Annotated in this window: 24 protein-coding genes; 13 read left to right on the top strand and 11 right to left on the bottom strand. The window is 67.9% G+C overall.

Annotated elements, in window-relative coordinates:
• The first annotated feature begins 314 nt into the window (after positions 1 to 314).
• The gene (locus IB257_RS07225; RefSeq protein ID WP_175162139.1) at positions 315 to 710 is read left to right on the top strand and encodes a hypothetical protein; all 396 of its coding nucleotides are present in this window, start codon (positions 315 to 317) and stop codon (positions 708 to 710) included.
• Between the two features lie 14 nt (positions 711 to 724).
• Here IB257_RS07225 and IB257_RS31830 read toward each other — a convergent pair whose 3' ends face one another.
• Together IB257_RS31830 and purN are read right to left on the bottom strand one after the other, a co-directional pair.
• A complete protein-coding gene (locus IB257_RS31830; protein WP_175162206.1) occupies positions 725 to 2065 on the bottom strand; it encodes an RsmB/NOP family class I SAM-dependent RNA methyltransferase in 1341 nt (446 codons plus the stop codon).
• A 1027-nt stretch (positions 2066 to 3092) separates the two neighbouring features.
• Positions 3093 to 3749, bottom strand: coding sequence for a phosphoribosylglycinamide formyltransferase (gene purN, locus IB257_RS07235; RefSeq protein ID WP_088159649.1), 657 nt, complete (start codon positions 3747 to 3749; stop codon positions 3093 to 3095).
• A 134-nt stretch (positions 3750 to 3883) separates the two neighbouring features.
• Between purN and IB257_RS07240 the strand changes: the two genes are divergently transcribed.
• The 4 genes from IB257_RS07240 (at position 3884) to coaBC (ending at position 9605) form a co-directional block, all read left to right on the top strand.
• Positions 3884 to 4849, top strand: a complete 966-nt coding sequence (locus IB257_RS07240; protein WP_054456020.1) for a bifunctional riboflavin kinase/FAD synthetase — start codon at positions 3884 to 3886, stop codon at positions 4847 to 4849.
• A complete protein-coding gene (gene ileS / locus IB257_RS07245) occupies positions 4839 to 7700 on the top strand; it encodes an isoleucine--tRNA ligase (RefSeq protein WP_119449335.1) in 2862 nt (953 codons plus the stop codon). The genes IB257_RS07240 and ileS overlap by 11 nt, the downstream gene beginning before the upstream one ends.
• A gap of 2 nt (positions 7701 to 7702) precedes the next feature.
• Positions 7703 to 8239: a signal peptidase II gene (gene lspA, locus IB257_RS07250; protein ID WP_054456015.1), complete on the top strand. Its 537-nt coding sequence runs from the start codon at positions 7703 to 7705 to the stop codon at positions 8237 to 8239.
• Between the two features lie 166 nt (positions 8240 to 8405).
• A complete protein-coding gene (gene coaBC, locus IB257_RS07255; protein ID WP_054456013.1) occupies positions 8406 to 9605 on the top strand; it encodes a bifunctional phosphopantothenoylcysteine decarboxylase/phosphopantothenate--cysteine ligase CoaBC in 1200 nt (399 codons plus the stop codon).
• Between the two features lie 99 nt (positions 9606 to 9704).
• Here the strand turns inward: coaBC and IB257_RS07260 are convergent, their stop codons facing one another.
• The 7 genes from IB257_RS07260 to IB257_RS07290 all read right to left on the bottom strand — a co-directional run bounded on the left by IB257_RS07260 (position 9705) and on the right by IB257_RS07290 (position 16079).
• The gene (locus tag IB257_RS07260) at positions 9705 to 10598 is read right to left on the bottom strand and encodes a cation diffusion facilitator family transporter (RefSeq protein ID WP_192492097.1); all 894 of its coding nucleotides are present in this window, start codon (positions 10596 to 10598) and stop codon (positions 9705 to 9707) included.
• A gap of 124 nt (positions 10599 to 10722) precedes the next feature.
• Positions 10723 to 11712, bottom strand: coding sequence for a tripartite tricarboxylate transporter substrate binding protein (locus IB257_RS07265; protein WP_175163009.1), 990 nt, complete (start codon positions 11710 to 11712; stop codon positions 10723 to 10725).
• Positions 11713 to 11830: 118 nt separating this feature from the next.
• Positions 11831 to 12517: an AroM family protein gene (locus tag IB257_RS07270; protein ID WP_192354906.1), complete on the bottom strand. Its 687-nt coding sequence runs from the start codon at positions 12515 to 12517 to the stop codon at positions 11831 to 11833.
• On the bottom strand, positions 12514 to 13443 hold the full coding sequence (locus tag IB257_RS07275; RefSeq protein WP_175181426.1) for a DUF1177 domain-containing protein: 930 nt from the start codon (positions 13441 to 13443) through the stop codon (positions 12514 to 12516). The genes IB257_RS07270 and IB257_RS07275 overlap by 4 nt, the downstream gene beginning before the upstream one ends.
• The gene (pepE, locus tag IB257_RS07280) at positions 13440 to 14144 is read right to left on the bottom strand and encodes a dipeptidase PepE (protein ID WP_054456008.1); all 705 of its coding nucleotides are present in this window, start codon (positions 14142 to 14144) and stop codon (positions 13440 to 13442) included. The genes IB257_RS07275 and pepE overlap by 4 nt, the downstream gene beginning before the upstream one ends.
• Before the next feature lie 70 nt (positions 14145 to 14214).
• The gene (locus tag IB257_RS07285; RefSeq protein WP_175163001.1) at positions 14215 to 14982 is read right to left on the bottom strand and encodes an IclR family transcriptional regulator; all 768 of its coding nucleotides are present in this window, start codon (positions 14980 to 14982) and stop codon (positions 14215 to 14217) included.
• A gap of 158 nt (positions 14983 to 15140) precedes the next feature.
• Positions 15141 to 16079: a LysR family transcriptional regulator gene (locus tag IB257_RS07290; RefSeq protein ID WP_175213701.1), complete on the bottom strand. Its 939-nt coding sequence runs from the start codon at positions 16077 to 16079 to the stop codon at positions 15141 to 15143.
• Between the two features lie 138 nt (positions 16080 to 16217).
• Between IB257_RS07290 and IB257_RS07295 the strand changes: the two genes are divergently transcribed.
• The gene (locus IB257_RS07295) at positions 16218 to 17210 is read left to right on the top strand and encodes a tripartite tricarboxylate transporter substrate binding protein (RefSeq protein ID WP_192352319.1); all 993 of its coding nucleotides are present in this window, start codon (positions 16218 to 16220) and stop codon (positions 17208 to 17210) included.
• A 16-nt stretch (positions 17211 to 17226) separates the two neighbouring features.
• Positions 17227 to 18654, top strand: coding sequence for an amidase (locus tag IB257_RS07300; RefSeq protein ID WP_054456002.1), 1428 nt, complete (start codon positions 17227 to 17229; stop codon positions 18652 to 18654).
• 9 nt (positions 18655 to 18663) lie between these two features.
• On the opposite strand, the gene IB257_RS07305 is transcribed toward IB257_RS07300, so the two are convergent.
• Entirely contained in the window at positions 18664 to 19704 is a 1041-nt protein-coding gene (locus IB257_RS07305; protein ID WP_054456000.1) for a metal-dependent hydrolase, read from the bottom strand.
• Positions 19705 to 19810: 106 nt separating this feature from the next.
• On the opposite strand from IB257_RS07305, the gene IB257_RS07310 reads away from it, so the two are divergent.
• From IB257_RS07310 to IB257_RS07335, 6 genes are all read left to right on the top strand, one after another.
• The gene (locus IB257_RS07310; protein WP_054455998.1) at positions 19811 to 20449 is read left to right on the top strand and encodes a DedA family protein; all 639 of its coding nucleotides are present in this window, start codon (positions 19811 to 19813) and stop codon (positions 20447 to 20449) included.
• A 16-nt stretch (positions 20450 to 20465) separates the two neighbouring features.
• Positions 20466 to 20984 (top strand): hypothetical protein, encoded by a 519-nt coding sequence (locus IB257_RS07315; RefSeq protein ID WP_119449328.1) that lies wholly within the window; start codon positions 20466 to 20468, stop codon positions 20982 to 20984.
• A 69-nt stretch (positions 20985 to 21053) separates the two neighbouring features.
• Positions 21054 to 21740, top strand: a complete 687-nt coding sequence (locus tag IB257_RS07320) for a dUTPase (protein ID WP_175162993.1) — start codon at positions 21054 to 21056, stop codon at positions 21738 to 21740.
• Between the two features lie 172 nt (positions 21741 to 21912).
• Positions 21913 to 22608 carry a 2OG-Fe(II) oxygenase gene (locus IB257_RS07325; RefSeq protein ID WP_175181429.1) on the top strand — a complete coding sequence of 232 codons (696 nt, stop codon included), beginning with the start codon at positions 21913 to 21915 and terminating at the stop codon, positions 22606 to 22608.
• A 50-nt stretch (positions 22609 to 22658) separates the two neighbouring features.
• Complete coding sequence (locus IB257_RS07330) at positions 22659 to 23363, top strand: 2OG-Fe(II) oxygenase (RefSeq protein ID WP_054456471.1); 705 nt, start codon at positions 22659 to 22661, stop codon at positions 23361 to 23363.
• Between the two features lie 14 nt (positions 23364 to 23377).
• On the top strand, positions 23378 to 24109 hold the full coding sequence (locus tag IB257_RS07335; RefSeq protein WP_370126305.1) for a 2OG-Fe(II) oxygenase: 732 nt from the start codon (positions 23378 to 23380) through the stop codon (positions 24107 to 24109).
• A gap of 13 nt (positions 24110 to 24122) precedes the next feature.
• On the opposite strand, the gene IB257_RS07340 is transcribed toward IB257_RS07335, so the two are convergent.
• A complete protein-coding gene (locus IB257_RS07340) occupies positions 24123 to 25058 on the bottom strand; it encodes a LysR family transcriptional regulator (RefSeq protein WP_054455989.1) in 936 nt (311 codons plus the stop codon).
• Positions 25059 to 25095 lie beyond the last annotated feature (37 nt).

Here is a 25095-nt window from a genome sequence, read left to right on the forward strand (position 1 = left end):
GCTTACCTTGGCTGACTTATGACAAGGTAGTTTCAAAATAGTTTTTGAGCGAAATCAAGGACTAAGCCCCGGTTTTTCAGGGCAAAAACCCACTCTCGCCACCAAAAATGCGGGTTGCGAGGCCGAGCCTTGCGGCACGCGGCGCTAGGGCCGTCCTCCCCAGGGTAGGTGGGGGGCATACGCGAAGGCGCAAGGTTTGGGCTCGATTTCGCCGTTAAAGTTCCTGTCAGCTTGGCGTCCGGTCTTGAAGCGGACTTGCGGCTGGCGCACACTGCGGGTGCTTTACCGACCAAACTGTCTCTTTTGTCCCACTGATGTTGCTGAAAAAAATCCGTCCCCAATTTTTTTACGCCCTGGCCGCGCTGGGCACCGCCCTGCCCGCCACCGTTTCCGCGCAAACGCTGAAATCGGGCGACGTCGCCGTGCTGGCCTCGTACTACGAGATCCGCGGATCGGACTGCCTAGCGCTGCGCGCGCCGCGCGTATCGCTCACCATGACGCCGCGCCTGGGCAAGGCCAACATCATGCAGACGCGGGGCCAGTCCAGCGATTCCGGGCGTTGCGCCTACCAGACCGTGCCGGTATCCCAGGTGGTCTACCAGGCGGACCAGCCAGGCAATGACAGCCTGGCCTGGGAAGTGAAGTACCAGAACAAGACCCTGGGCACGCGCCGCTACAGCGCCACGGTGGTGGTGACGCCGGGTCCCTGACCCGGCGCTCCCGATCAGGCCGGCTGGTCCTGTGGACCGGCCGCGTCCCCGTCGGACGTTTCTTCAGTCGAAACCTCGTCCGCTTCCGAAGCTGCTTCGGCCACGGTCGCCGCGCCCTTCTTCTTGCGCTCGAATACCGCGGCGAAAAAGCCGTCGGTGCCGTGCACGTCGGGGCGCAGCTGCACGTAGGGGCCGTCCAGCTTCAGGTTTTCACAGCGCGCGGCCAGGATCTCGGCGGCGTCCAGGCGCTCGAAATCCGGATGGCTGGCGAGGAAACGCTCGGCCTGGACCTCGTTTTCCTCGGCCAGCAGGCTGCAGGTGGCGTACACCAGGCGGCCGCCCGGGGCGACGCAGCGCGCCGCGCTGTTGAGGATGCGTTCCTGCAGCTGGCCCAGTTCGGCCAGCGCCTCGGGGTGCTGGCGCCATTTCAGGTCCGGATTGCGGCGCAGGGTGCCAATGCCGCTGCACGGGGCATCGACCAGCACGCGCTGGGCCTTGCCGGCCAGGCGCTTGACGCGGGCGTCGTTTTCGCTGTCGATGACCACCGGCACCACGTTGGACAGGCCGCTGCGCGCAAAGCGCGGCTTGGCGCGCTGCAGGCGGGCCGCGGACACGTCGAACGCGTACAGGCGGCCGGTGGAGCGCATCAGCGCGCCCAGCAGCAGTGTCTTGCCGCCCGCGCCGGCGCAGAAGTCGATGATCATTTCGCCGCGGCGCGGCGCCACCAGCAGCGCCAGCAACTGGCTGCCCTCGTCCTGGACTTCGATGCTGCCGTTCTCGAACTGCGGCCAACGGTTGATGGCCGGACGGCCTTCCATGCGGATGCCCCAGGGCGAATAAGGCATGGCGACAGGTTCGTAGCGGCCGGCGCCCTGCTGCAATTCGGCCAGCATGGCGTCGCGCTCGACCTTCAGCGGGTTGACGCGCAGGTCCAGGCTGGCCTGGCGGTTCAGCGCCTCGATCAGCGTTTCCGGGCTGTCCATGGCGCCCAGGCGTTCGTCCAGCCAGTCCGGGATGCTGCCGCGCACGGCGCGCGGCAGTGTCGCCAGGTCGATCTGCGACACGCGCTGCAGCCATTCGGCTTCGCCGGCGTCCATGCCTTCGGCCAGCGCCTCGGCGCCCAGCGTCGCGGCCAGGCCCAGGATTGCCAGGCGGCGCGAAGCAGGACCGACGCCGCTTTCGCCGAACTGGCGGTAGCGGCGCAGATGGCGCAGCACGTCGTAGACGGCTTCAGCGACCTCGGAGCGATCGCGCGCGCCCAGATTCGGATGATTGCGCAGCCAGTGCGACAGGGCCGCGTCGGCCGGATAGGTCCATTGCAGGATTTCGCCCAGGACGCGCTGGACCTGGTCGATGCGGATCGCCGCGTGCGATTGGCGCGGGCGATTGAATTGGGGTTTGGGCGGGCGGTCCTGGCCGCCATCGCCGCCGCGCGGGCCGCCATACTGGCCGCGTTCGCCGCCGCGCTCGCCGCCGCGATCATCGCCTCGCGGCGAGCCATAGGACGGACGCGAGTCCGCGCGGCCTTCGCGACGATCCGGGCCATAGGAGGCGCGTTCGCCGCCACGGCCTTCGCCACGCGGGGCGTCATAGGACGGACGCGAGTCCGGACGCCCTTCGCGGCGCTCCGAACCATAGGAAGCGCGTTCGCCGCCACGACCTTCGCCGCGCGGAGCGTCGTAGGACGGACGCTGGCCCGGACGGCCTTCGCGGCGTTCCGAACCATAGGAAGCGCGCTCGCCGCCACGACCTTCGCCACGCGGGGCGTCGTAGGACGGACGCTGGCCCGGGCGGCCTTCGCGGCGTTCCGAACCATAGGAAGCGCGCTCGCCGCCACGACCTTCGCCGCGCGGGGTGTCGTAGGACGGACGCTGGCCCGGACGGCCGTCGCGGCGCTCCGAACCATAGGAAGCGCGCTCGCCGCCGCGGCCTTCGCCGCGCGGGGCGTCGTAGGACGGACGCTGGCCCGGGCGGCCATCACGGCGCTCGGAACCATAAGAACCGCGCTCGCCACGGCCCTCGCCGCGCGCCGGATCGAAGGACGGACGCGGGCTCGGTCGACCCTCGCGACGGTCCGAACCGTAGGAACCGCGTTCACCGCCGCGTCCTTCGCCGCGCGGCGCGTCGTAGGACGGGCGCGGCGTCGGGCGGCCGGCCGAGCGTTCGTCGCGGCTGCCACCGGAGCGCTCGTCACGGGCGCTGTCGCGTGCGATCGGGGCGCGCGCCTCGCCCTTGGGGCGCGAGAAGAAGGACCGACCGTCGCGGCCTTCGGACGCGGCCCTGGCGGCGCCAGCCGGACGGGAACGCGGAGATTGGGGTTTGGTCATGGTGTATTCCAGTGGGGCGGAGGGCTTCCGCCCGAAAAATTCGATTCGGGGCCGCTCAGGCGGCCGGCGACCAGGCGAAAAGGCGATCGGGATCGCCTTGCACGTTGACGCGGTGGTCGCTGGTCAGGGTAACCCGGCCTTCGGCCAGCCAGCGCACCGCCGCCGGGAAAGCCCGGTGTTCGACCGCCAGCACGCGCTCGGCCAGGGATTCGGGCGTATCGCCCGCCAGGACCGGCACGCAGCCCTGGGCGATGATGGGACCGTGGTCCAGCACCGGCGTGACGAAGTGCACGGTGCAGCCGTGCACGCGCACCCCGGTGGCCAGGGCCTGGGCGTGCGTGTGCAGCCCGGGAAACGCCGGCAGCAGCGACGGGTGGATGTTCACCAGCCGGCCGGCATAGTGATTGACGAAGCCCGGCGTCAACACGCGCATGAAGCCCGCCAGAATGACGTAATCGGGTTCGTAGCGGTCGATCTCGGCGGCCAGCGCGGCGTCGAAGGCTTCACGGCTGGCGTAGTCCTTGTGATACAGCGCGCCGGTGGGGATGCCCTGCTGGGCCGCCCATTCCAGGCCGGCGGCATCGGGCTTGCTGGCGATGACGGCGGCGACTTCGGCCGGCCAGCCTTCATTGCGGCAGGCCTCGGCCAAGGCCTGCATATTGCTGCCGCGTCCCGAAATCAGGATGACGATGCGGCGCTTGGTGGTAGATATTTCCGGCAAGATAAGGAATTCCAAGGGAAATCGGGCCCGTCCGCCCTACGCAATCCCGCGCGCGGCGACAGCCTGGACGCGCGGCAGGTAAGGACAGGAACAAACCCGGAATCCAAAATTGTAAACTCTCGCTCGTGAAACCATCGCTGCGCATCTACCGATCCCTGCCCCCGCCCGACCGGCGCGCCCCTTGCGCGCTGACGATCGGCAATTTCGACGGCGTCCACCGCGGACACCAGGCCATGCTGGCGCGCGTCTGCCAAGTCGCTCGCGACCGCAACCTGACGCCCGCCGTGATGACCTTCGAGCCGCATCCGCGGGAGTATTTCGCCACCCTGAATCAACGCCCGGAGCTGGCGCCCACCCGTATTTCGGGTTTGCGCGACAAGCTGGCGGCGCTGGCGCGTTACGGCATTAGCCAGGTCGTGGTGGAGCGCTTCAACGCCCGCCTGGCCGAAATGTCGGCCAACGCCTTCATCGAACAATTGCTGGTCCAGGGCCTGCATGCCAAATGGCTGCTGGTGGGCGAGGACTTCCGCTTCGGCCACAAGCGCAGCGGCGACATCGACCTGCTGCGCGAGGCCGGCCTGCGCCATGGCTTCGAGGTGCAGACCCTGGCGGACGTGACCGACCAGCAAGGGCACCGGATCTCCAGTTCCGAGGTGCGCACCGCGCTGGCGGTGGGCGACCTGGAACGCGCCCGCCACCTGCTGGGCCACCCGTACCACATCAGCGGCCACGTGATCCACGGCCAGAAGCTGGGCCGCACGCTCGGCTTTCCCACCATGAATCTGCGGGTGGCCGAGCGCTGCGCCGCGCGCTCGGGCATTTATGTGGTGCAGGTCTACGGCCTGGCCGACCGCCCGCTGCCGGCGGTCGCCAGCCTGGGCGTGCGCCCCACGGTCGAGGACCGCGGCCGCGTGCTGCTGGAGTCGCACCTGCTCGACGAGACCGTCGACGCTTACGGTAAACTCGTACGCGTCGAATTCCTGCAAAAGCTGCGGGACGAAGAAAAATTTCCTGACCTCCCTTCCCTGACTGCCGCCATCGCCGAAGACGCGCGAAACGCGCGCGCCTATTTTGCCGTTCATGGACTATAAAAAGACCCTCAACCTGCCCGATACCCCCTTCCCCATGCGGGGCGACCTCGCCAAGCGCGAGCCCGCCTGGATTTCGCAGTGGGAAGAAAACCACGTCTACCAGGCGATCCGCGCCGCCAGCCGCGGCCGGCCGCGCTTCGTGCTGCACGACGGCCCGCCTTACGCCAACGGCGACATCCACATCGGCCACGCGGTCAACAAGATCCTGAAGGACATCATCGTCAAGAGCCGCAACATGGCCGGCTATGACGCGCATTACGTGCCGGGCTGGGACTGTCACGGCATGCCGATCGAAATCCAGATCGAAAAGAAATACGGCAAGCACCTGCCCGTGGCGGAAGTGCAGTCCAAGGCCCGCGCCTACGCCCTCGAACAAATCGACCGCCAGCGCAAGGACTTCAAGCGCCTGGGCGTGCTGGGCGAGTGGGATCGTCCCTACATGACGATGAACTTCAGCAATGAAGCCGACGAAATCCGCGCGCTGGGCCGCATCCTGGACAAGGGCTACGTGTTCCGCGGCCTGAAGCCCGTGAACTGGTGTTTCGACTGCGGCTCGGCCCTGGCCGAAGCCGAGGTCGAGTACGCCGACCGCGTCGACCCGGCGGTGGACGTGGCCTTCCCGTTCGCCGAACACGCCAAGCTGGCCAGCGCCTTCGGCCTGGACTCGGTGGAAGACGGCGCCATCGTCATCTGGACCACTACGCCCTGGACCATCCCGTCCAACCAGGCGCTGAACCTGCATCCCGAAATCGAATACGCGCTGGTGCGCGTGACGCCGGTTCCCAAGTTCGGTCCGCTCCTGCTGATCGCCAAGGAACGCGTCGAAGCCTGCCTGAAAGCCTGGAACCTGGAAGGCGAAGTGATTGCCACGGCCCCGGGCGCGGCGCTGTCGGGCATCGAATTCCGCCACCCGCTGGCGCAGTTCAACGCCGCCTACGACCGCAAGTCGCCCGCCTACCTGGGCGACTACGTGACGGCCGACTCCGGCACCGGCGTGGTGCACTCGGCGCCGGCGTACGGCATCGAGGACTTCATCTCGTGCAAGGAGCACGGCATGAAGGACACCGACTTCATCAGCCCGGTCATGGGCGACGGCAAGTATGTGGACAGCCTGGCGCTGTTCGGCGGCCTGTCCATCTGGGACGCCAACCCCAAGATCGTCGAGGCGCTGACGGAAGCCGGCGCGCTGATGCACGTGGAAAAGCACAAGCACAGCTACATGCACTGCTGGCGCCACAAGACCCCCATCATTTACCGCGCCACCAGCCAGTGGTTCGCCGGCATGGACGTGGCCCCCAAGGACGGCGGCCCGACCCTGCGCGAATCGGCGCTGGCCGGCATCGACGCCACCGCCTTCTATCCGGCCTGGGGCCGCGCCCGCCTGCACGCCATGATCGCCAACCGCCCCGACTGGACGCTGTCGCGCCAGCGGCAATGGGGCACGCCGATGGCCTTCTTCGTGCACAAGGAAACCGGCGAACTGCACCCGCGCACCTCTGAATTGCTGGAACAGGTGGCGCAGCGCGTCGAACAAGGCGGCATCGAAGCCTGGCAGACGCTGGATCCGCGCGAATTGCTGGGCGACGAAGCCGACCAGTACGAAAAGAACCGCGACACGCTGGACGTGTGGTTCGACTCGGGCAGCACGCACGCCACGGTGCTGGGCGGCAAGGACGGCGACTTCGCCGGCTCGCATGGCGCTGAACTCGCCTGGCCCGCCGACCTGTACCTGGAAGGCTCGGACCAGCACCGCGGCTGGTTCCATTCGTCGCTGCTGACTGGCTGCATGCTCTACGGCCAACCGCCCTACAAGGCCCTGCTCACGCACGGCTTCGTGGTGGACGGCCAGGGCCGCAAGATGAGCAAGTCGGTGGGCAACGTGATCGCCCCGCAAAAGGTGTCCGACTCGCTGGGCGCGGAAATCCTGCGCCTGTGGGTGGCGTCCACCGATTACTCGGGCGAACTGTCCATCTCGGACGAGATCCTGAAGCGCGTGGTCGAAGGCTACCGCCGCATCCGCAACACGCTGCGCTTCCTGCTGGCCAACCTGGCCGACTTCGACGCGGTGACGCAGTCCGTTCCTTATGGCGAACTGTTCGAGATCGACCGCTATGCGCTGGCCATGACGGCGCAGATGCAGGCCGAGGTCCAGGCCAACTACGAACGCTACGACTTCCACCCCGCCGTCTCGCGCCTGCAGACGTTCTGCTCGGAAGACCTGGGCGCGTTCTACCTGGACATCCTGAAGGACCGCCTGTACACCTCGGCCGAGGACAGCCGCGCGCGCCGCTCGGCCCAGACGGCCCTGCTGGACATCACGCAGACGCTGCTCAAGCTGATGGCGCCGATCCTGTCCTTCACCGCTGAAGAAGCCTGGAAGGAACTGGTCAACTCGGCCTTGAAGAACCAGGCCGACGCCGCCCGCACCACGATCTTCACCGAGGTCTACCACGCGCTGCCCCCGTTCGCCGATGCCGACGCCTTGTCGGCCAAGTGGGCGCGTCTGCGCGCCATCCGCGCCGAAGTCCAGCGCAAGCTGGAAGAAGTGCGCACGGCCGGCGACATCGGCTCCTCGCTGCAGGCCGAAGTGGACCTGTACGCCAACGGCGCCGACCAGGAACTGCTGGCCAGCCTGGGCGACGACCTGCGCTTCGTGCTGATCGTCTCGCGCGCCACGGTGCACGCGGGCGAAGGCGAGACCCGCATCGAGGTCACGCCGTCCACGCACAAGAAGTGCGAACGCTGCTGGCACTGGCGCCTGGACGTGGGCCAGGACGCGGATCATCCCGAGATCTGCGGCCGCTGCGTGTCCAACCTGTTCGGCACGGGCGAAGCCCGCGACAAGGCTTGAGCATGGCCCGCCCCTCCGACCCCGGAGTGACGGGCGCCGCCCCCGTCCGCGCCGCGCCGGCGCGCGTGGGCGGCTGGCTGGCCCTGGCATTGCTCATCATCGTGCTGGACCAGTTGACCAAGGTCTACTTCAACACCTCGTTCCAGTACGGCGAACGCGTCAACGTGCTGCCGGTCTTCGACTTCACGCTGATGTACAACCGCGGCGCCGCCTTCAGTTTCCTGGCGTCCGAAGAAGGCTGGCAGCGCTGGCTGTTCACCGGCCTGGGCTGCGTGGCGGCGGTGGTCATCACCATCATCCTGCGCCGTACCCATGGCCAGCCGCGTTTCAGCCTGGCGCTGACCCTGATCCTGGGCGGCGCCATCGGCAACGTCATCGACCGCGTGGTCTATGGCCACGTGGTGGACTTCCTGCTGTTCTACTGGAACACCTCCTACTTCCCCGCCTTCAACCTGGCGGACGTGGGCATCACCTGCGGCGCCATATTGCTGGTGCTGGACGAACTCCTGCGCGGCCGCAAGGCCAAGACCCAGGCCTGAAGATGGCCCGGCCGGGGCGCGACGCCCCGGCTTCCTTCAGCATTTCCCACGGTTTTTGTCCTGCTTGATGCCCCCTGAACGCATCGCGAAAGGCGCAATGCCGCAATGCAGAATAAAATCACTGTCCGTTCCTCGTTTACACGGCGCTGAACCCGCCGCCTCCCTCATGCTCGACCTCGCCCGCAAACGCATCGTCCTCGGCCTGACCGGCGGCATCGCCTGCTACAAAATCGCCGAACTGGTGCGGCGCATGACCGAACAAGGCGCCACCGTCGACGTGGTCATGACCGAGGCGGCCACGCACTTCATCACGCCGGTCACCATGCAGGCCCTGTCGGGCCGTCCGGTGTTCGTGGATGCCTGGGATGCCCGCGTGCCCAACAACATGGCGCACATCGACCTGACGCGCGGCGCGGACGCGGTGCTGATTGCGCCGGCCAGCGCCGACTTCATGGCCAAGCTGGCGCACGGCATGGCCGACGACCTGCTGTCCACGCTGTGCCTGGCGCGCGCCTGTCCGCTGCTGGTGGCGCCCGCCATGAACCGCGAGATGTGGGCCAACCCGGCCACGCAGCGCAACGTCGAACAACTGCGCGCCGACGGCATCAGCGTGCTGGGCCCCTCCGCCGGCGAACAGGCCTGCGGTGAAACCGGCGATGGCCGCATGCTGGAAGCGCATGAACTGCTGACCGACCTGATCGCCTTCTTCCAGCCCAAGCTGCTGGCCGGCCGCCACGTGCTGCTGACCGCCGGTCCCACGTCCGAACCCGTGGACCCGGTGCGCGTGCTGAGCAACCGTTCGTCGGGCAAGACCGGCTACGCGCTGGCTCGCGCCGCCCGCGAGGCCGGCGCCCGCGTCACGCTGATCACCGGCGCCACCTTCCTGCAGGTGCCGCGCGGCGTCACCGCGCTGTCGGTCACGACCGCGCGCCAGATGCACGACGCCGTGATGGCCAGCGCGGCCGACGCGGACATCTTCATCGCGGTGGCCGCGGTGGCCGACTGGCGCGTCAAGAACGTCAGCAACCAGAAGCTGAAGAAGACCAGCGAAGGCGGCGGCGCGCCCGTGATGGAATTCGAACCCAATCCGGACATCCTGGCCGAAGTGGCCAAGCTGCCCGACGGCCCCTGGTGCGTCGGCTTCGCCGCCGAAACCGAGAAGCTGGCCGAACACGCCGAAGCCAAGCGCACGCGCAAGGGCATTCCGCTGCTGGTGGGCAACCTGGCGCACAAGGTCATGGATGCGGACACCACCGAACTGGTGCTGTTCGACGAGCAAGGCACCCATCCCCTGCCCGCCGCCGACAAGCTGGACGCGGCGCGGCGACTGATCGCCGAGATCGCGGCCAGAGTGCCAGGCAAATAAAAAGAGCAGGCCTCGCGGCCTGGCCTGGCTGCCGATGAACCCCTGTCTGCGGACAGGGGTTTTTATTTGCTTGCGGGCTTGCCGCTCATGCGGCCGTCGTCAGTGGATATGCTCCTGCGAGGAACGATCCTCGCGCTCCATCTGCAGCGTCGTATGGTGCAGGTCGAAATCCGCCTGCAGCCTGTCCTCGATGGCCCGGCGTACCTGTTCGCCGTCGGCCCCGGCCGCCAGCACCACGTGCCCCGTGAGCATGGGATTGCTCTGCGTCACCGCCCACAGGTGTATGTCATGGATGGAAGCCACACCGGCCGTGCCGGCGATGGCGGCGCGCACGGCCTGCAGGTTCATGCCCGGCGGCACGCCTTCCAGCAGGATATTCACGCACTCGCGCAGCAGCAGCCAGGTGCGCGGGAACACCATGAAGCCTATGCCCACCGCCAGCGCCGAATCCACCCAGCGCCAGCCCGTGAACCAGATGAGCACAGCGCCGACGATCACTCCGATCGAGCCCAGCATGTCGGCCCATACCTCCAGATAGGCGCCCTTCACGTTCAGGCTTTCGTCCTTGGCGCCTGCCAGCATGCGCATCGAGATCAGGTTGACGATGAGCCCCACCACGGCGACGGCCAGCATCCCCAGCGACTGGATCTCCTGCGGCGCCGACAGGCGCTGGTAGGCCTCGTACAGGATGTAGAACGCGACGCCCAACAACACCAGCGCATTGACCGCCGCCGCCAGTATCTCGAAGCGGGCGTAGCCATAGGTGCGCATCAGGTCCGCCGCCTTGCGACCGGCGCGTATCGCCACCAGCGCCAGCAGCAAGGCCATGGCGTCGGTCATCATGTGCATGGCATCGGAAATCAATGCCAGGCTGCCTGTGATCAGGCCGCCCGCGATCTCGACCAGCATGAAGCTGCCGGTCAGGCCCAAGGCAATCCAGAGGCGGGATTCGGGCAAGGCGCGCACGTCGCCGTGCTGATGGCTGTCGCTCATGGCTGTCCTGGTCGGGGAAAGGCACCATGACAAAGCCTGTAGCGGCTTCAGAGTCAAGCGCGGCGGCTCGCGCCATGAAAAAAACCCTCCGTGCCACCGGAGGGTTTTTGTTGGACAACCCGGCTTACTGTTCCAGGCTGATGTTGGCCGCCTTGACGATGTCGGCCCATTGCTGGCGGTCCTTCTCCAGGAACTGGCCAAACTGCTCGGGCGTCATGCCGGTGACCGGCTCGGAACCCAGGCCGGCCATCTTCTCGACCAGCGCGGGCTGCTTCAGCACGTCCTGCATGGCCGCGTAGTAGGCGGCCAGCACGTCGGCGGGCAGCCCGGCGGGCGCGAACACGCCTTGCCAGGTCGGCATGTCGAAGCCCTTCAGGCCCTGCTCGTCCAGCGTCGGCACGTTGGGCAGCTGCGGCGCGCGCTTGATCGAGGCCACGGCGATGGCCTTGACCTTGCCTTGCGAGGCCAGCGGCGCGGCGGTGGAGATGTTGTCCATCGTCATGGCGATGTGGCCGCCCAGCAGGTCGGTGATGACGGGCGCGGCGCCGCGGTAGGCGGCGTGCGGCACCTTCACGCCCAGCTTGTAGAGCATGGTCTCGGCGATCAGGTGGTTGGAAATGCCCACGCCGGCAGTGCCGTAGGTGGCGGTCGGCGTCTTCTGGAAGTATTCCTTCAGCTCGGCCAGATTGTTGGCCGGCACGTCCTTGTTGACGATGACCACGTTGGGCTGCACCGCGGCCAGCGTGACAGGCGTGAAGTCCGCCGGCTTGTAGTTGGTGCCCTTGGGGTTCAGGACATGGGTGATGGCCATGGAACCGGCGGCGGCGATGCCGATGGTGTAGCCGTCGGCCGGCGACTGGGCCAGGCGGTACGCCATGATGTTGCCGCCTGCGCCGGCCAGGTTTTCGACCACGACGGGTTGGCCCAGGCGCTGCGACAGCGGCTCGGCCAGGAGGCGCGCCAGGGTATCGGCGGAACCGCCGGGCGCAAAGCCCACCAGGAGGCGCACCGGCTTGGCGGGCTTCCAGGCGTCGGCGGCGAAGGCCGGCGCGGCCGTCAGGGCTGTGACGGCGAACAGTGCGCCAGCGGCGCGATGCAGATTACGGCTGAACATGAAAAACACTCCCAACGATTGATTGACGAAGCCCGCTTCGTCTCCTCTCGCCGCTCGCCCGTCCCACACCGCGCCGCGCATCCATGCGCGGCCCGGTAGCGGAGCGGTACCTGCGGCGTTATTCCAGTATTTGCGCCAGCGTCTGCGCCACCATGCGGTTGGACAGCAGCACCGGCCGGCCCGAGGCCTGTGCCACGGCCTGGCGCATGCGCTCGGCGTAGCCCATGCAATGCATGACGATCAGGTCGCAGGACGCGAGTTCGCGGCCGGCCCGCTCGAAGTTGAGTGCGGCCTGGGCCGCGTCGGCTTCGTAGGGGGAGGCATGCACGACCACGGTCTCGCAGGACAGCGGCACGACCATGTGGAAGGCATCGACCTGCGCCTCCAGCGGCACCACCAGGCCCACCTTGCGGCAATGCTCGGCCAGGCCGACGACCAGGTGGTCCACCACCTGCTGCGGCTCCACCACCAGCGTGCGCATCGGCGCGATCGCGGTGCCGGTGCACAGCGGCACCAGCACGTCATAGCCCGCGGCATCGGCCTGGCGCATGACCTCGGCCAAGCGCGCCTCGGCGGCGGCCGCGTCCAGTTCGATCTGCGAGCCGTCGCGCATGCGGGTGGCGAAGCGGTATTCGCCCGGCTTGGGCGCCAGCGCGGCCAGGCCCGCGGCGTCCAGCCCGTCGAGCGCGCCGAATTCGTCGATGCGCACCTGCGCGCCCAAAAGCGGGGCCATCTCGGGCACCACGTCGCTGCGCGGCGACTGGCCGATGGTGAAGAACGCCACGCGGCGCGGCTGCGCGCTCATGCCTCGCCCGCGCTTTCGCGGCCCACGGTCTGCAGATGCGCCATCGAACCGTAGCGGCTCTGCAAGGCGGCCCATTCCGTTTCGTCGACGAAGCTCATCGCGCCTTGCCCGTAGAGCTTGGCGATCTCGATGCAGAAACGCATGGCGACGTCGGCGTCCACGGCGTTGGTCACGCCCGTGGCGCAGCCCGGCACAGTGGTCTGCGCGGTCAGCGCCACGCCCACCACCGGCGCGCCGGTGACGATCGTGGGCTGCATCAACGAGTTCACGTGCCACAGGCCGTTTTCGTAAGGCGTGATGTCCTGCGTGGTCAGCGGCAAGGTCACCGGCAGTTCGCCGCTGACCCAGCCCATGACGTCCAGCATGGTCTCGGGAATGCGCAGCAGATAGCCCTGGCGCGCGACCGGCGTCAGCGCCACGCCGCGCTTGTTGACCAGGCGGTTGCCGCGCGTGGTGTCGACGGACAGGATCGCGTCCATGCGCGGGTCGACTTCATGCGACATCATCTCGCGCATCGGGAATGGCGAACGCATCATCGGCACCGGATGGTGCGGCCGCGTGCCGGCGCGCGGGCAGATGTGGGTGCGGATGCGCACGGTGCCCGGCATGACGTCGCCTTGGCGCGCCATGGCCATCAGCTTGAACGCCGCGGCAATCGCGACCACCGCGCCGTCGCTGTCGGACACCAGGCCGGTGACCGCCGGACGCGCGCCGATGCCGCCAAGGCGGCCGACGATGCCGAGTTGCGGCGCGGTTTCGTCGAGGCCCGGAATGACGATGGACAGGAATTCGGTGGCCGCGCCGTCGCGCTCCAGCCGGGTCACTTCGACTTCACAGTTGCCCGCCGCGCGCAGCTGTTCGGCCACGGCCTCGCCCGTGATGTGCGCAGAGGACAGCAGTTCGATGGCGTCGATGACGTGCTTCATGCCGGGATCTCCACGGGACCCGGACGGAACACGCGCGGCTCTTCGTTGCCGAGGAACAGCGGCGCGTCGTGCGGGCCGACCAGGTCGATTCGATTGCCGCGCACGCGCAGCGCGGAGCCTTCCGGCAAGCCCAGCACGGGCATCTGCGGATTCAGCGTGCAGAACTCGGCCAGGCGCTGGGCGCGGGTTTCGCCGCGGTGTCCGGGCGGATGGGCATTGGTGTAGTGCGGATTGATCTGGAACGACAGCAAGCCCAGGGCGTCGAAGCCTTGCGGGTCCGTGATGGGCATGTCGTTGGTGGTGCAGATGCTGGGGCAGCTCAGGTTGGAGCCTGCGCTCCAGCCCAGATAGGCCGCGCCCTCGCGCACGCGGCGCGCCACGACGTCCAGCAGGCCCTGGCGGCGCAGCTGGCCCAGCAGGTTGAAGGTGTTGCCGCCGCCCACGATGATGATCGCGGCGCCTTCCAGCGCGGCCACGGGATCCTCGGCGCGATGCAGCCCCTGGATGTCCAGGCCGGTATCCGCCAGGGCCGACGCCACCAGCGCGGTGTAGTCGTCCCAGTCGCGCGTGACGCCAGCGTACGGCACGAAGACGGCCGGCGCGCCTTGCGGCAGCGACGCGATCAGTTCGCGGATGTCGGGCAGCGCGTGGACCAGATAGCCGGCGTCGCTGCTGGAATTGCTGAGGAGCAGTAGGTTCATGTGGAGGATTTCCGTAAGGGGATTTTCTGGGTGTCCGGCGGCGCGGACGCATCTGTGGGCCTGAAAGCGTTCAGGCCAGCCAATAGGGATCGTTCAGTTCGCGGCCCAGCGCCCCCACCTGCCGCAGCACCGACTCGCGCAAGCGCGCGACGCGGGCGGCATCGGCCTGGAAGGAAACGAAGGACAAGCACAGGCCGCGCAGTTCGCCGGTGGCGGGGTCGCGCACGGCGGCCGCCACCGCGCCTATGCCCGGCATGGCCTGGTCGATGGCCACGCCGCAATGGTCCGCGCGGGTCTGCGCGACCAGGCGGGCCAGATCGCCGACCGTGGCGGGACAGTCGCGGCCTTCGGTGGGCAGCGGCTGGTCGGCGTCGGCGCCGTAGAGCGCCTGGAACTCGGCTTCGCTCAGGCGCGACAGCAGCGCCCGGCCCATGGCGGTGCCCGAGGCGGCGCGGCGCGAACCGGGCGGCGACAGCACCTGCACCGGGTGCGAGCCGTTCAGGCGCTGCAGCACCACGGTCTCGCGCTGGTTCAGGGTGGAGAGATAGGCGGTCAGGCCGCTGTCGTCGGAGAGCCGGGCCAGCACCGCGCGGCAGGCGTCGTCCAGCGGCGTGGCCGCCATGCCGGCGCGCACCGCCTGCGCCAGCATCGCCCCCGCGCGGTAGCGGCGCGTGGCGGCGTCCTGGTCGAGCAAGCCGTAGTGCTGCATCTGGTTGAGCAGGCGCGACGCGCTGCTCTTGGGCATGGACAGGCGCGCCGCCACTTCCGTGAAGCTCAGCTCCGACGCGCCTTCCGCGTATAGCCCCAGCACGCGCTGGACGCCATCGAGAATACTCATGTTTGTTCCAAAAAACGGAACTTATGTTCCTTTAAGTTGAACAAGAATAATGCGGGGCTCGACGGCGGTCAATATGGGAACAGCATGAAAAAGCCCCGGGGTCGCCCGGGGCCTGGTCGCGGGAGCCGCCAGCCCCCGATGTAGATCAACGGAATGCCTCAGCCAACCGGCGTCTCGCAGAACTGCAGGAATCGATGCAGCGGAGTCTGCCGTTCGGCGGCACGTTGCCATACGACGACCGTGGGCGGATTCTGTTCACGCAGCTCGACCGGCAGGATGACCGCCTCTGCCGCGACGGTCAGGCGCTCGGCCGCCGCCAGCGGCAGCATGACCAGGTAATCCGTGGTGCGCACGAATTCATCGGTCAGCAAAAGATCACTTACCTGAATGCCGCGCGGCGGCAGTCCCAGGTCGCATCCCAGGAACAGCGCGGTCAGCTTGTCGTGCATCATCGTGCCCGGACGCGGCTTGCACCAGGGTTCTGCGTGCAACTCCGGCAGCGTAAGGCGGCGGCGGGCGGCCAGCGGCGACAGCCGGGCATTGGCGACGACCACCAGCGGCTGCGGCGGCACCAGCCGCAAGCGCCCCAGGCCAGGCGCTGTCAGCTCGGGCGCGTCGTAGCACACCAGCGCGTCCAGCTTGTCGTCCAGCAACAGGTCCGCCATGGCGCGGTATCCGCCAGCCTGCACATCCAGCGCGACGGCGGGCTGGGCTTGGTTGAAGGCATGGATCAAGGGCGCAAGCGTCAGTTTGCCCATGTCGGTCGCCACGCCGATGCGCAGTTCGCCCAGGCGGCCGCTGCGTACGTCCGTTACGGCTTGGGCCAGCCCGCGCGATTGCGCCACCACGGCCTCCATCATGGGCAGGATCTGGCGGCCCATTTTCGTCGGGCGCTTGGCATTGCCGATGCGCTCGAACAGCTTGAAACCCAGCTGCGATTCCAGCTCGGCCAAGGTTTTGGAGACCGCGGACTCGCTCACGTTCGCGGCCGCGGCCACCTCCTTGGCCGACGGCGCATCGCGCAACGCCAGCGCGATCTGCAGATGCCGCAGCTTCAGGCGCGAAGCCAGCGACTCGATGGGCTGCGACTTGACCATTTTCTCAATCCATTAGTCGAATAATTCACTATACGGTAAACCCGGGCGGACCGATGATAACGGCATAGCGCATTGGCCATGAGCCGATCCGCGGCCGGCCAGGCCGCAGGAGCAACAGAGCGCAAACAGGAGACCGCCTTGCTAGCCCGCCCCCGACTTCTCGCCTTCATCCTTGCCGCCGCGACGACGGCAGGCCTGCAACCCTGCGCGATGGCCCAGGAGCCAGCCGGCGGCGACAAGCTCGTGCGCCTGGTGGTCGGCTACGCCGCGGGCGGCGCCGCCGACGCGGTGGCCCGCGCCTACGCCGAACAGTTGCAGACGGCGGGCTACGCCAATGTCATCGTCGAAAACCGTCCCGGCGCATCGGGACGCCTGGGTTTCGACGTGGTGAAGCGCGCCAAGGCGGACGGGCTCACCCTGTACCTGGGCTCGTCGCCGATGTTCGTGATCTTTCCGCTGACCTACAAGAAGCTGGGATACGACCCGGACCATGACCTGCGCCCGGTGGCCCTGGTCGCCGACGTGCCCACCGGCGCCGTCACGGGCGCCGCCCAACCCTACGGCAACATGGCCGAATACGTGCAATGGGCCAAACAGGCGCGCGCCAAGGCGACCCTGGGCCTGGCGACGCAAGGCAGCCCCGGCCAGTTGGGCACGATAGAAATGGGCGGCCAGAACGGCCTGGAGGTCGTGCCCGTGCTCTACCGCGGCGCGGCGCCGATGCTGGTGGACGTGGCGGGCGGCGAAGTGTCGATGGGCTGGGACGCCGTCGCCAGCATGCTGCCGCTCTACAACGCCGGCAAGGTGAAATTCCTGGGCGTGGCTGGCAGCCGCCGCCTGCCCACCCTGCCCGATGTGCCGACGCTGCTGGAACAGGGCTACCCGCAGTACCAGCATGCCGCCAGCTGGTATGGCGTGTACGCTCCCGCGGCCACGCCGGACGCCACGATCGCCCAACTGGAACAGGCTTTCGTCGCCGCCGGCAAGCGGCCGGCGCTGGTGGAAAAACTGCAGACCGCGGGCTTCCTGGTCGACCCCCAGGACGCGCAGAGCGCCAAGCGCCGCATCGGCGTCGAGCGTGCGCACTGGGCCCCCATCGTCAAGGCCGCCGGCATTTCCTTCGACGAATAGGCGCAACGTGGCTTCGATGAGCGATTCCCTTTGCGACTTGAGCGCGGTAGAGGCCGCAAGCCTGATCCGGACCAAGGCAGTGTCCCCGGTCGAGCTGGTGCGCGCCTCGCTGGAACGGGCCGAAAGCCTGCAGCCCGTCCTGAACTGTTTCATCACGCTGTGCGCCGAAGAGGCCATGGCCGAAGCCCGGCTTGCCGAGGCCGCGCTGATGCGCGGCGATGCGCCGGGCCTTTTGCATGGCCTGCCCTACACGGTGAAGGATCTGGTCAATACCGCGGGCGTGCGGACCACCTTCGGCGCCGTGCCGTTCAGCGCCAACGTGCCGGCCGAGGACGCCGTGGCCGTGGCGCGGCTGCGCCAGCAAGGCGCCGTCCTGATCGGCAAGACCACGACGCCGGAATTCGGCTCCAAGTCCATGACGGATTCGCCGCTGTTCGGCCACACCCGCAACGCCTGGAACCTGGAACGCACCTGCGGCGGCTCCAGCGGCGGCGCCGCGGCGGCAACGGCCGCCGGCATCACGGCGCTTGCGGTGGCCAGCGATGGCGGCGGATCCACCCGCATCCCCGCGGCGTGCAACGGCGTGGTGGGATTCAAGCAAAGCCTGGGCGCGATACCGCACAGCCAGGCGCAGGACGCCATCGGCAACCAGACCTACGTGACGCCGACCACGCGCACCGTGGCCGATACCCGCCTGATGATGGCGGCCATGGCCGGCCCGCATGACTGCGATCCGTGGTCGCTGGGCGTACCCAGGACCGACTACGCCGGCGCGGCGGCCAATCCCGAGATGCTGCGCGGCAAGCGCGTCCGCTATTGCGCCGCCCCGCCCGGCCGCCCCGTGGCCGCCGACGTGCGCCGCGCATTCGAAGCGGCGCTGGCGCGCCTGGCCGACCTGGGCGCGGAAGTAGAACCGTTCGACGGCGAGGGCTTCGATGTCGAGCCCATCTGGCGCGTCATCAACCACACGGTCTGGCGCACCCGCTTCCTGCCACTGATAGAACGCGAACCCGACGCCTACAGCCCCACCTTCCGGCGGCAGATCGCCACCGCCGCGGCGTTCAGCGCCCAGCAATACCAGGAAGCCATGTTTGCCCGCACCGCGCTCTACCGCAAGGTGCAGGCGCTGTTCGGCCAGGCCGACCTGCTGGCCATGCCGACCATGTCACGCACCGCCTTGCCGCTGGGCACGGACATATTCGACACCATGGACATCGACGGGCGCTCGTACGGCGACATCCGCGCGCACTGGTATCCGTGGACCATGCTGTTCAACCTGACCGGGCACCCCGCCGTCAGCGTGCCTTGCGGTCTGGGCCAGGATGGCCTGCCGATAGGCTTGCAGCTGGTTGCCCCTTGCCACGCCGACCTGCAGCTGCTGCAGGCGGCCGAAGCCTATGAGCAAGCCGGCACTCCGCTGCCGCGGCCGCCGGCGGTAACCTGAATCACGTTCCTATCTGGTCGACAGCTCCGACCACTGCGCCAGCGGCAAGGGCGGCTGCGCATGCAGGATGCGCGCCAGCACCAGCTTCAGTTCGGCCCAACCGCCGCGCTCGGTGGGCCAGATGGAAGGCGTCACCGCCTGCCAGTTGCCGTCCGCCGCGCGTTCGGCCATCTTGAAGCGGAAGGTGTAATGCCCCGCCATGCCCATGCGCAGGTCCGTCACCACCAACGCATTGCCGATGACGTCGTAGCGCAGCCAGTCGTCCGTGAACCAGCGCAGGCGCTGGTGCAACGGCACGTCCGCCAACGCCCGCGCCACATCCAGGTTCAGCGGCTGGCGCAGCCATTCCGGCGGATCGCTGTCGAACAGGCTGCTGACCGATTCGTAATAGTGGCCGTCGGGCGTCTTGGCGATGACGCGCCACACCAGCGTGTTGAAGGGCATGGGCACGGCGCGCAGTTCGCTCAGCGCAATGCCCTGCGCCTGCATCGCCTCGCGCACGCGGTCCTCGGCGGCGATGCGCGCGGCCAGCCCGAATCCCAGGTAGGCCGTGCTGAACACCAGCGCCGCGGCCAGCAGCCGGCGCGCCGTCAGCGTCATGCCGAAGCCGATGGCGAACAACACCGCCAGCAGCAACGGCACGGTATAGACCGGGTCGATGATGAACACGGCGGCCCAGCTTTCGGGGATGAGCGCCAGCGGCCAGAACAGCTGCGTCCCGTAGACCGTGAAGGAGTCCAGCACGGGATGGGTCACCAGCACCAGCCATAAGGTCAGGAACAGCCGGCGTCCGCTGTATGGCGCCTGCGGCCAGTACTTGCGGATCAGCCAGGTCAGGAAAACCGCAAGGCCGGTCAGCACGAAGACCGAGTGCGAGAAGCCGCGGTGGTAGGTCATGAGCGACACCGGGTCCGGATAGCGCATCAGGACGTCCAGATCCGGCACCGTGGCCAGCGCCGCGCCGTAGATCAACGCCCGCCGCCCCTGCACCCGCCCCAGGAGGGCGCCCTGTATGCCCGCGCCCAGTACCGCCTGCGTAACCGAATCCATAACTCTCCAACAATTAGCTTCATCCAGACGGACTATACGGTGCACCGGCAGTTCCGCAGGCGTTAACATACCTGATTGCGTTCAGCTAATTTTCAACTTCGTAAATATGGACCAATACATCGACCAGATCGCGATGTTCATCGAGGCCAACCAGGCCTGGGCGGGACCGATCACCTTTCTGCTCACGCTGGGCGAATCCATGGTGCTGCTGGGCCTGTTCATCCCGGCCACGGCCCTGATGCTGCTGACCGGCGGCCTGATCGGCGCGGGCACCCTGAATCCCTGGGCCATCATCGCCTGGGGCATCGCCGGCGCCATCGTGGGCGACGCCCTGTCCTACTGGCTGGGCCGCTGGGCCGGCCCTGGCATCCTGCGCCGCTGGCCGCTGAAGCAGCAGCGCAGCGGCGTGGCGCGCGCACGCCTGTTCTTCTACCGCTACGGCTTTGCCTCCGTGCTGATCGGCCGCTTTCTCGGCCCCATCCGCTCCACTATTCCCACCGTCGCCGGCGTGATGGGCATGGGGCACAGCCGCTTCCAGATGGCCAACGTCGCCTCGGCCATCCTCTGGATGCCGCTGATGCTGGCCCCGGGCTATATCACCGCGCGCAGCCTGGGTACGGCGGACAATGCGCAACAGATTGCCATGATGATCGGCGCGGGCCTCTCGGTACTGCTAGGATGCGGGCTGTTGATAGCCATGCTGCGCAAGCGCCGGGTCCCGGCACGCCAACGCCGCGGCAACTGAACCGGAGAGAGGGGCAATGGCCATAGATGGGGAACCCAGGAATGGCGATTTCGCGCGCTACGTCGAAAACCTGACGCGCGCCGGCGGCGCATCGCCGGGACAGGTTCCCGACAAGCGGGCGCAATCCCGCCCGGCAGCTCCGCCGCCCCCGCCCCCCGCTTCTCCGTCTGAAACGCTATCCGGCGCGCCCTGGGGCAAGCCGGCCCCGCCGCCCCTGCAATCGCGGCAAGCGCCGCCCGCGGCCCCGGGCCAGACCGATGCCGCCGAGGTATCGATGGCCCGCCAAGCCACCCAGCGCAAGATCGGCGTCATCCTGACGGTGGGCGGCATCCTGGCCGGCTGGGCCGGGGCGCGCATCATCTTCGAAGCCCTGCGCGGCCCCGGGTTCGACCTGGACGAGGCCATGCCCGCCGTCTTCCTGTTCTTCTTTGCCATGATGCTGTTCAAGGCGGCCCGCAACGCGCGCAATCCGCGCGGCAAGACGCCGCTGCCTCCGCTCAAGCGCTCTTCCTACCGCAAGGACGGCGACGCCTGATTCCGGCATCACGGCGGCACGGCCCCCGCGGGTAATGGTGCTAACATTTCCGCCGCTGTCGAAAGACCCATGAACCACGGAGTGAAAGTGAATAACGTAGTCGGATTGAACCAGGCCCAGGCGGCCACGATGCTGAAGCTGCAGGGCCACTTGAACAGCATGATCAATCCGGACTGGGTCAACGGCGGAGCCCGCTTCCTGCGCGCCGCCTTCGTCGAATCCGCCGAAGCGCTGGAACACTACGGCTGGAAATGGTGGAAGAAGCAGACCATCGACCTGCCGCAAGTGCAGATGGAGCTGGTGGACATCCTGCACTTCTATCTGTCGCACACCATCGTCCAGTCCCGCGGCGACATCGGCGCCGCCGCCGACGCGCTGGTCGCGGACCTGTCCGGCCCGGCCTCGGTCGCCCTGGACGGCAAGACCCATGCGCTGGACCAGTTGAACGTGCCCGAACTGCTGGAGCTGATCGGCGGCCTGGCCGTGTGCGGACGCGCCAGCTTCAAGGTCCTGGAACAGACCATGACGTCCTGCGAGATGAGCTGGAACGACGCCTACACGCAATACGTGTCCAAGAACGTGCTGAACATCTTCCGCCAGCAGCATGGCTACAAGGAAGGCACCTACATCAAGATCTGGAACGGCGAGGAAGACAACGTCGTGCTGGCCCGCCTGCTGTCGCAGCTGGATCCCGCGCGCGAGGATTTCGCCGACCAGTTGCACCGCGAACTGGAGCAGGCTTATTCGCGCCTCTGAGCCGCGACGGTTCCTGCCCGCCTGAAGACGCCGCCATCCGCGGCGTTTTTTGTTTTGGAGGAAACAAGCGCAACAAACGGAGTTTCAAAAAGGCGGTGGATTTCTACACTGGCCTCGCCTGTAATCACAGGGAGGACCGGGCATGCGCGCCGCGGCAAGCGGAGACAAGGACATGACAGCAGCAGCCGACTATGACTGGCAGAACGTGGAGCAAGCGCTCGATGCCCACGGCAACGCCGTGCTGCCCGGACTGCTGACGCCCGCGCAATGCCGCGCCCTCGCCGCCCTCTACCCGGATGAAGCGCGCTTTCGCTCGCGCATCGTCATGGCGCGGCATGGCTTCGGCCGCGGCGAGTACAAGTACTTCGCCTACCCCTTGCCGCCGCTGCTCGATCAATTGCGCCACGCGCTCTATGCCCGGCTGGCGCCGATCGCCAACCGCTGGAACCAGCGGCTGCGCGCGGATACGCAGTACCCGCCCGAACTGGACGCCTACCTGCAACGCTGCCACCGGGCGGGCCAGACGCGTCCAACGCCATTGATGCTCCAGTACGGCGAGGGCGACTACAACTGCCTGCACCAGGATCTCTATGGCGAACATGTGTTTCCGCTGCAGGTCGCCATTCTGCTGGCCGTGCCGGGCAAGGATTTCACCGGCGGCGAATTCGTCATGACCGAGCTTGCGGCCAGAAGCCAGCGCGCCGACGTCGTGACGCTGGGCCAGGGCGACGCGGTGGTGTTCACCGTCAATCAACGGCCCGCGGCGGGCGCGCGCGGGCCGCGCAAGGTCGCCATGCGGCATGGCGTGAGCCGCGTGCGCAGCGGCCGGCGCCATACCTTGGGCATCATTTTTCATGACGCGGCATGATGCCGCGCACGCTTGCGACCATCGATGAGGACCCTATGCATCACAGCGGCATGACCGCCCTCGAAACGAGCCTGGACCACCTGGATTGGCCGGACATCGGATCGCAGCTCGACGCCGAAGGCTATGCCGTGCTGCCAGGACTGCTGGGCGCGGAACCGGCGCGCAGTCTGGCGCGGCAAGCCGACGCGCCAGACGCCCGGCGGGTGAGCCTGGCATCCGCCGGCCTGGGGCGCGGCGACCTGTATTACTTCGATGCCGGCATCCCGCCGCCGCTGGAGCAATGGCGCTCGGCGCTGTACCGTCGGCTCGTCGTACACGCCAATCGCTGGAACGAGCTTCTGGACGTGCGCGCGCGCTATCCCGATGAGCTGGAAGATTTTCTTCAGCGCAACCGCGACGCCGGCCAGACCCGGGCGCAATCGCACCTGAGCCGGCTCGGCGTCGAAGACTACATCGCGCTGCACCAGCGCAATACAGGCGGACAGGTCTTCCCCATGCAGGCGGTCGCGCTCCTGTCCGAGCCGGGAGACGGCTTCCAGGGCGGCGAGTTCGTGATGACGGAGCAGCGCCCGCGCATGCAATCGCGTCCGCTGGTGGCGCCGCTCGGTTTCGGCGACGTCGCCATCATCGCCACGGGGGAACGCCCCTTTCACGGTTCCAAGGGCTATTACCGCGTCAACCTCAAGCATGCCGTCAGCCGCGTGCGCAAAGGCACGCGCATCGGCCTTGAACTGTTTTTCCACGATGCGCCCTGATGCCAGCCCCAGCCATGCCTACATCAACCATGCTGCACGGCCTGCCTGAAACCCGGATTGCGGATACGGACTGGCAGGACGTCGAAGACGATCTGGGCCGCGATGGTTACGCCGTGCTGCCGGGACTGCTGACGCAGGCCCAGTGCGAGGAACTTGCGGCCGGCTACGGCGACGAAACGCGCTTTCGCAGCCGCATCGTGATGGAACGCTATGCGTTCGGCCGCGGCGAGTACAAATACTTCAGCTATCCGCTGCCGGATATCGTCGCAAGCTTGCGGCAGTCGCTTTATCCACGCCTGGCGCCCATCGCCAACCGCTGGCATGCGGCCATGCGCCTCGAAGCGCGCTTTCCCGCAACGCATGAAGAATTCCGGAGTATCTGCCACGCCGCCGGACAGCGCCGGCCCACGCCGCTGCTGCTGCGCTACCAGGCGGGCGACTACTGCTGCCTGCATCAGGACCTGTACGGCGACCATGTCTTTCCGTTCCAGGCCATCTTCCTGCTCAATGAGCCGGGACGCGATTTCGAAGGTGGAGAGCTGCTGCTGGCCGAAAGCAATCCCAAGCAACCCGGACGGGCCGACGTGGTGCCCTTGCGGCAAGGCGATGCCGTGGTGCTTGCCGTCAATCACAGGCCGGTGCGGTCGGCGCGCGGCTATTACCGCGCGAATCTGCGGCATGGGGTCGGCCGGCTGCGCAACGGAGAGCGGCACACGCTGGGCATCATCTTCCACGATGCCACTTAAGGCTGCGCGATCGTCAGGCCGCGCGCGCAGCCTCGATGGCCGCATCCCACACGGAAGGCGAGCCGATCTGCCGCCGCAATTGTTCGGTGAAGGCGCGGATGCGCGCATTGGCGCGCGGCATGGCGCGCAGCAGGTAAATGCCGCTTTCGGGCGGCGGGCTGGCGTCCTGCAAGGTCAGCTGCACCAGCCGGCCGGCACCCAGGTCCGCGCCCGCGGACCAGTTGGGCATGAGCGCGATGCCCAGCCCTTCCAGCGCCGCGAACCGGCGCGCGTCGCAGTCGTCGCACTCCAGGACGAACCTGGCGTCCTGGGCCCATTGGCCGTCGCCCAGTTCGCGCCAGCCGCGCACGCTGGTGCTGTGGCGCCGGTCGATGAGGCGATGGCGCGACAGGTCCGCCAGCGTGCGCGGTACGCCATGGCGTTCCAGGTATGAGGGCGCGGCGCAGATCAGGTAGCGATGGCTGCCGATGCGTTGCCCGATCAGGCTGCTGTCTGGCTGTTGCCCCACCCGCACCACCACGTCCATGCGTTCGACCACCGGATCCACCACGCGCTCGGTCAGTTCCAGCTCCACCTGCAATTGCGGATGGCGTTCACCCAGCTGTTGCAGCATGGGCACCACGTAGCGCCGCGCGAACGCCGGCAGGCAACTGACCCGCAACAGGCCCTGCACGGTCTGCTCCAGCGAAATGACCTCGGAACGCGCCTCGGTCATGTCGTGCAGGATCTTCACGGCGCGCTCGTACAGCACCTCGCCGGCCTCGGTGGGCATCAATGCACGGGTCGAGCGCACGAACAGCGGCACCTTGAGCTCGGACTCCAGCGCGCCGATCTGCCGCGCCACGGACGAGGCCACCATGCCCCGGCGGCGCGCCACCTCGGAAAAGCTCTGGGCGCGGGCAACGTCGACGAAGATGGAGAGGCTTTCCGCGAATTTGACGGTTTTCATTTGTGCGTGTGGCGCAAAAGGCTTTGGCGTGGCACGC

Origin of the sequence: Achromobacter sp. ACM03, assembly GCF_014851665.1 — a bacterium.
GTDB classification, from domain to species: Bacteria; Pseudomonadota; Gammaproteobacteria; order Burkholderiales; family Burkholderiaceae_B; genus Achromobacter; species Achromobacter aegrifaciens.

Bases quoted from the DNA above. Each gene is read 5' to 3' on its own strand.
- IB257_RS07225 (WP_175162139.1), top strand. From the start codon at position 315: ATGTTGCTGAAAAAAATCCGTCCCCAATTTTTTTACGCCCTGGCCGCG.
- ileS (WP_119449335.1), top strand. From the start codon at position 4,839: ATGGACTATAAAAAGACCCTCAACCTGCCCGATACCCCCTTCCCCATG.
- lspA (WP_054456015.1), top strand. From the start codon at position 7,703: ATGGCCCGCCCCTCCGACCCCGGAGTGACGGGCGCCGCCCCCGTCCGC.
- coaBC (WP_054456013.1), top strand. From the start codon at position 8,406: ATGCTCGACCTCGCCCGCAAACGCATCGTCCTCGGCCTGACCGGCGGC.
- IB257_RS07260 (WP_192492097.1), bottom strand. From the start codon at position 10,598: ATGAGCGACAGCCATCAGCACGGCGACGTGCGCGCCTTGCCCGAATCC.
- IB257_RS07265 (WP_175163009.1), bottom strand. From the start codon at position 11,712: ATGTTCAGCCGTAATCTGCATCGCGCCGCTGGCGCACTGTTCGCCGTC.
- IB257_RS07270 (WP_192354906.1), bottom strand. From the start codon at position 12,517: ATGAGCGCGCAGCCGCGCCGCGTGGCGTTCTTCACCATCGGCCAGTCG.
- IB257_RS07275 (WP_175181426.1), bottom strand. From the start codon at position 13,443: ATGAAGCACGTCATCGACGCCATCGAACTGCTGTCCTCTGCGCACATC.
- pepE (WP_054456008.1), bottom strand. From the start codon at position 14,144: ATGAACCTACTGCTCCTCAGCAATTCCAGCAGCGACGCCGGCTATCTG.
- IB257_RS07285 (WP_175163001.1), bottom strand. From the start codon at position 14,982: ATGAGTATTCTCGATGGCGTCCAGCGCGTGCTGGGGCTATACGCGGAA.
- IB257_RS07290 (WP_175213701.1), bottom strand. From the start codon at position 16,079: ATGGTCAAGTCGCAGCCCATCGAGTCGCTGGCTTCGCGCCTGAAGCTG.
- IB257_RS07300 (WP_054456002.1), top strand. From the start codon at position 17,227: ATGAGCGATTCCCTTTGCGACTTGAGCGCGGTAGAGGCCGCAAGCCTG.
- IB257_RS07305 (WP_054456000.1), bottom strand. From the start codon at position 19,704: ATGGATTCGGTTACGCAGGCGGTACTGGGCGCGGGCATACAGGGCGCC.
- IB257_RS07310 (WP_054455998.1), top strand. From the start codon at position 19,811: ATGGACCAATACATCGACCAGATCGCGATGTTCATCGAGGCCAACCAG.
- IB257_RS07315 (WP_119449328.1), top strand. From the start codon at position 20,466: ATGGCCATAGATGGGGAACCCAGGAATGGCGATTTCGCGCGCTACGTC.
- IB257_RS07320 (WP_175162993.1), top strand. From the start codon at position 21,054: ATGAACCACGGAGTGAAAGTGAATAACGTAGTCGGATTGAACCAGGCC.
- IB257_RS07325 (WP_175181429.1), top strand. From the start codon at position 21,913: ATGACAGCAGCAGCCGACTATGACTGGCAGAACGTGGAGCAAGCGCTC.
- IB257_RS07330 (WP_054456471.1), top strand. From the start codon at position 22,659: ATGACCGCCCTCGAAACGAGCCTGGACCACCTGGATTGGCCGGACATC.
- IB257_RS07335 (WP_370126305.1), top strand. From the start codon at position 23,378: ATGCCTACATCAACCATGCTGCACGGCCTGCCTGAAACCCGGATTGCG.
- IB257_RS07340 (WP_054455989.1), bottom strand. From the start codon at position 25,058: ATGAAAACCGTCAAATTCGCGGAAAGCCTCTCCATCTTCGTCGACGTT.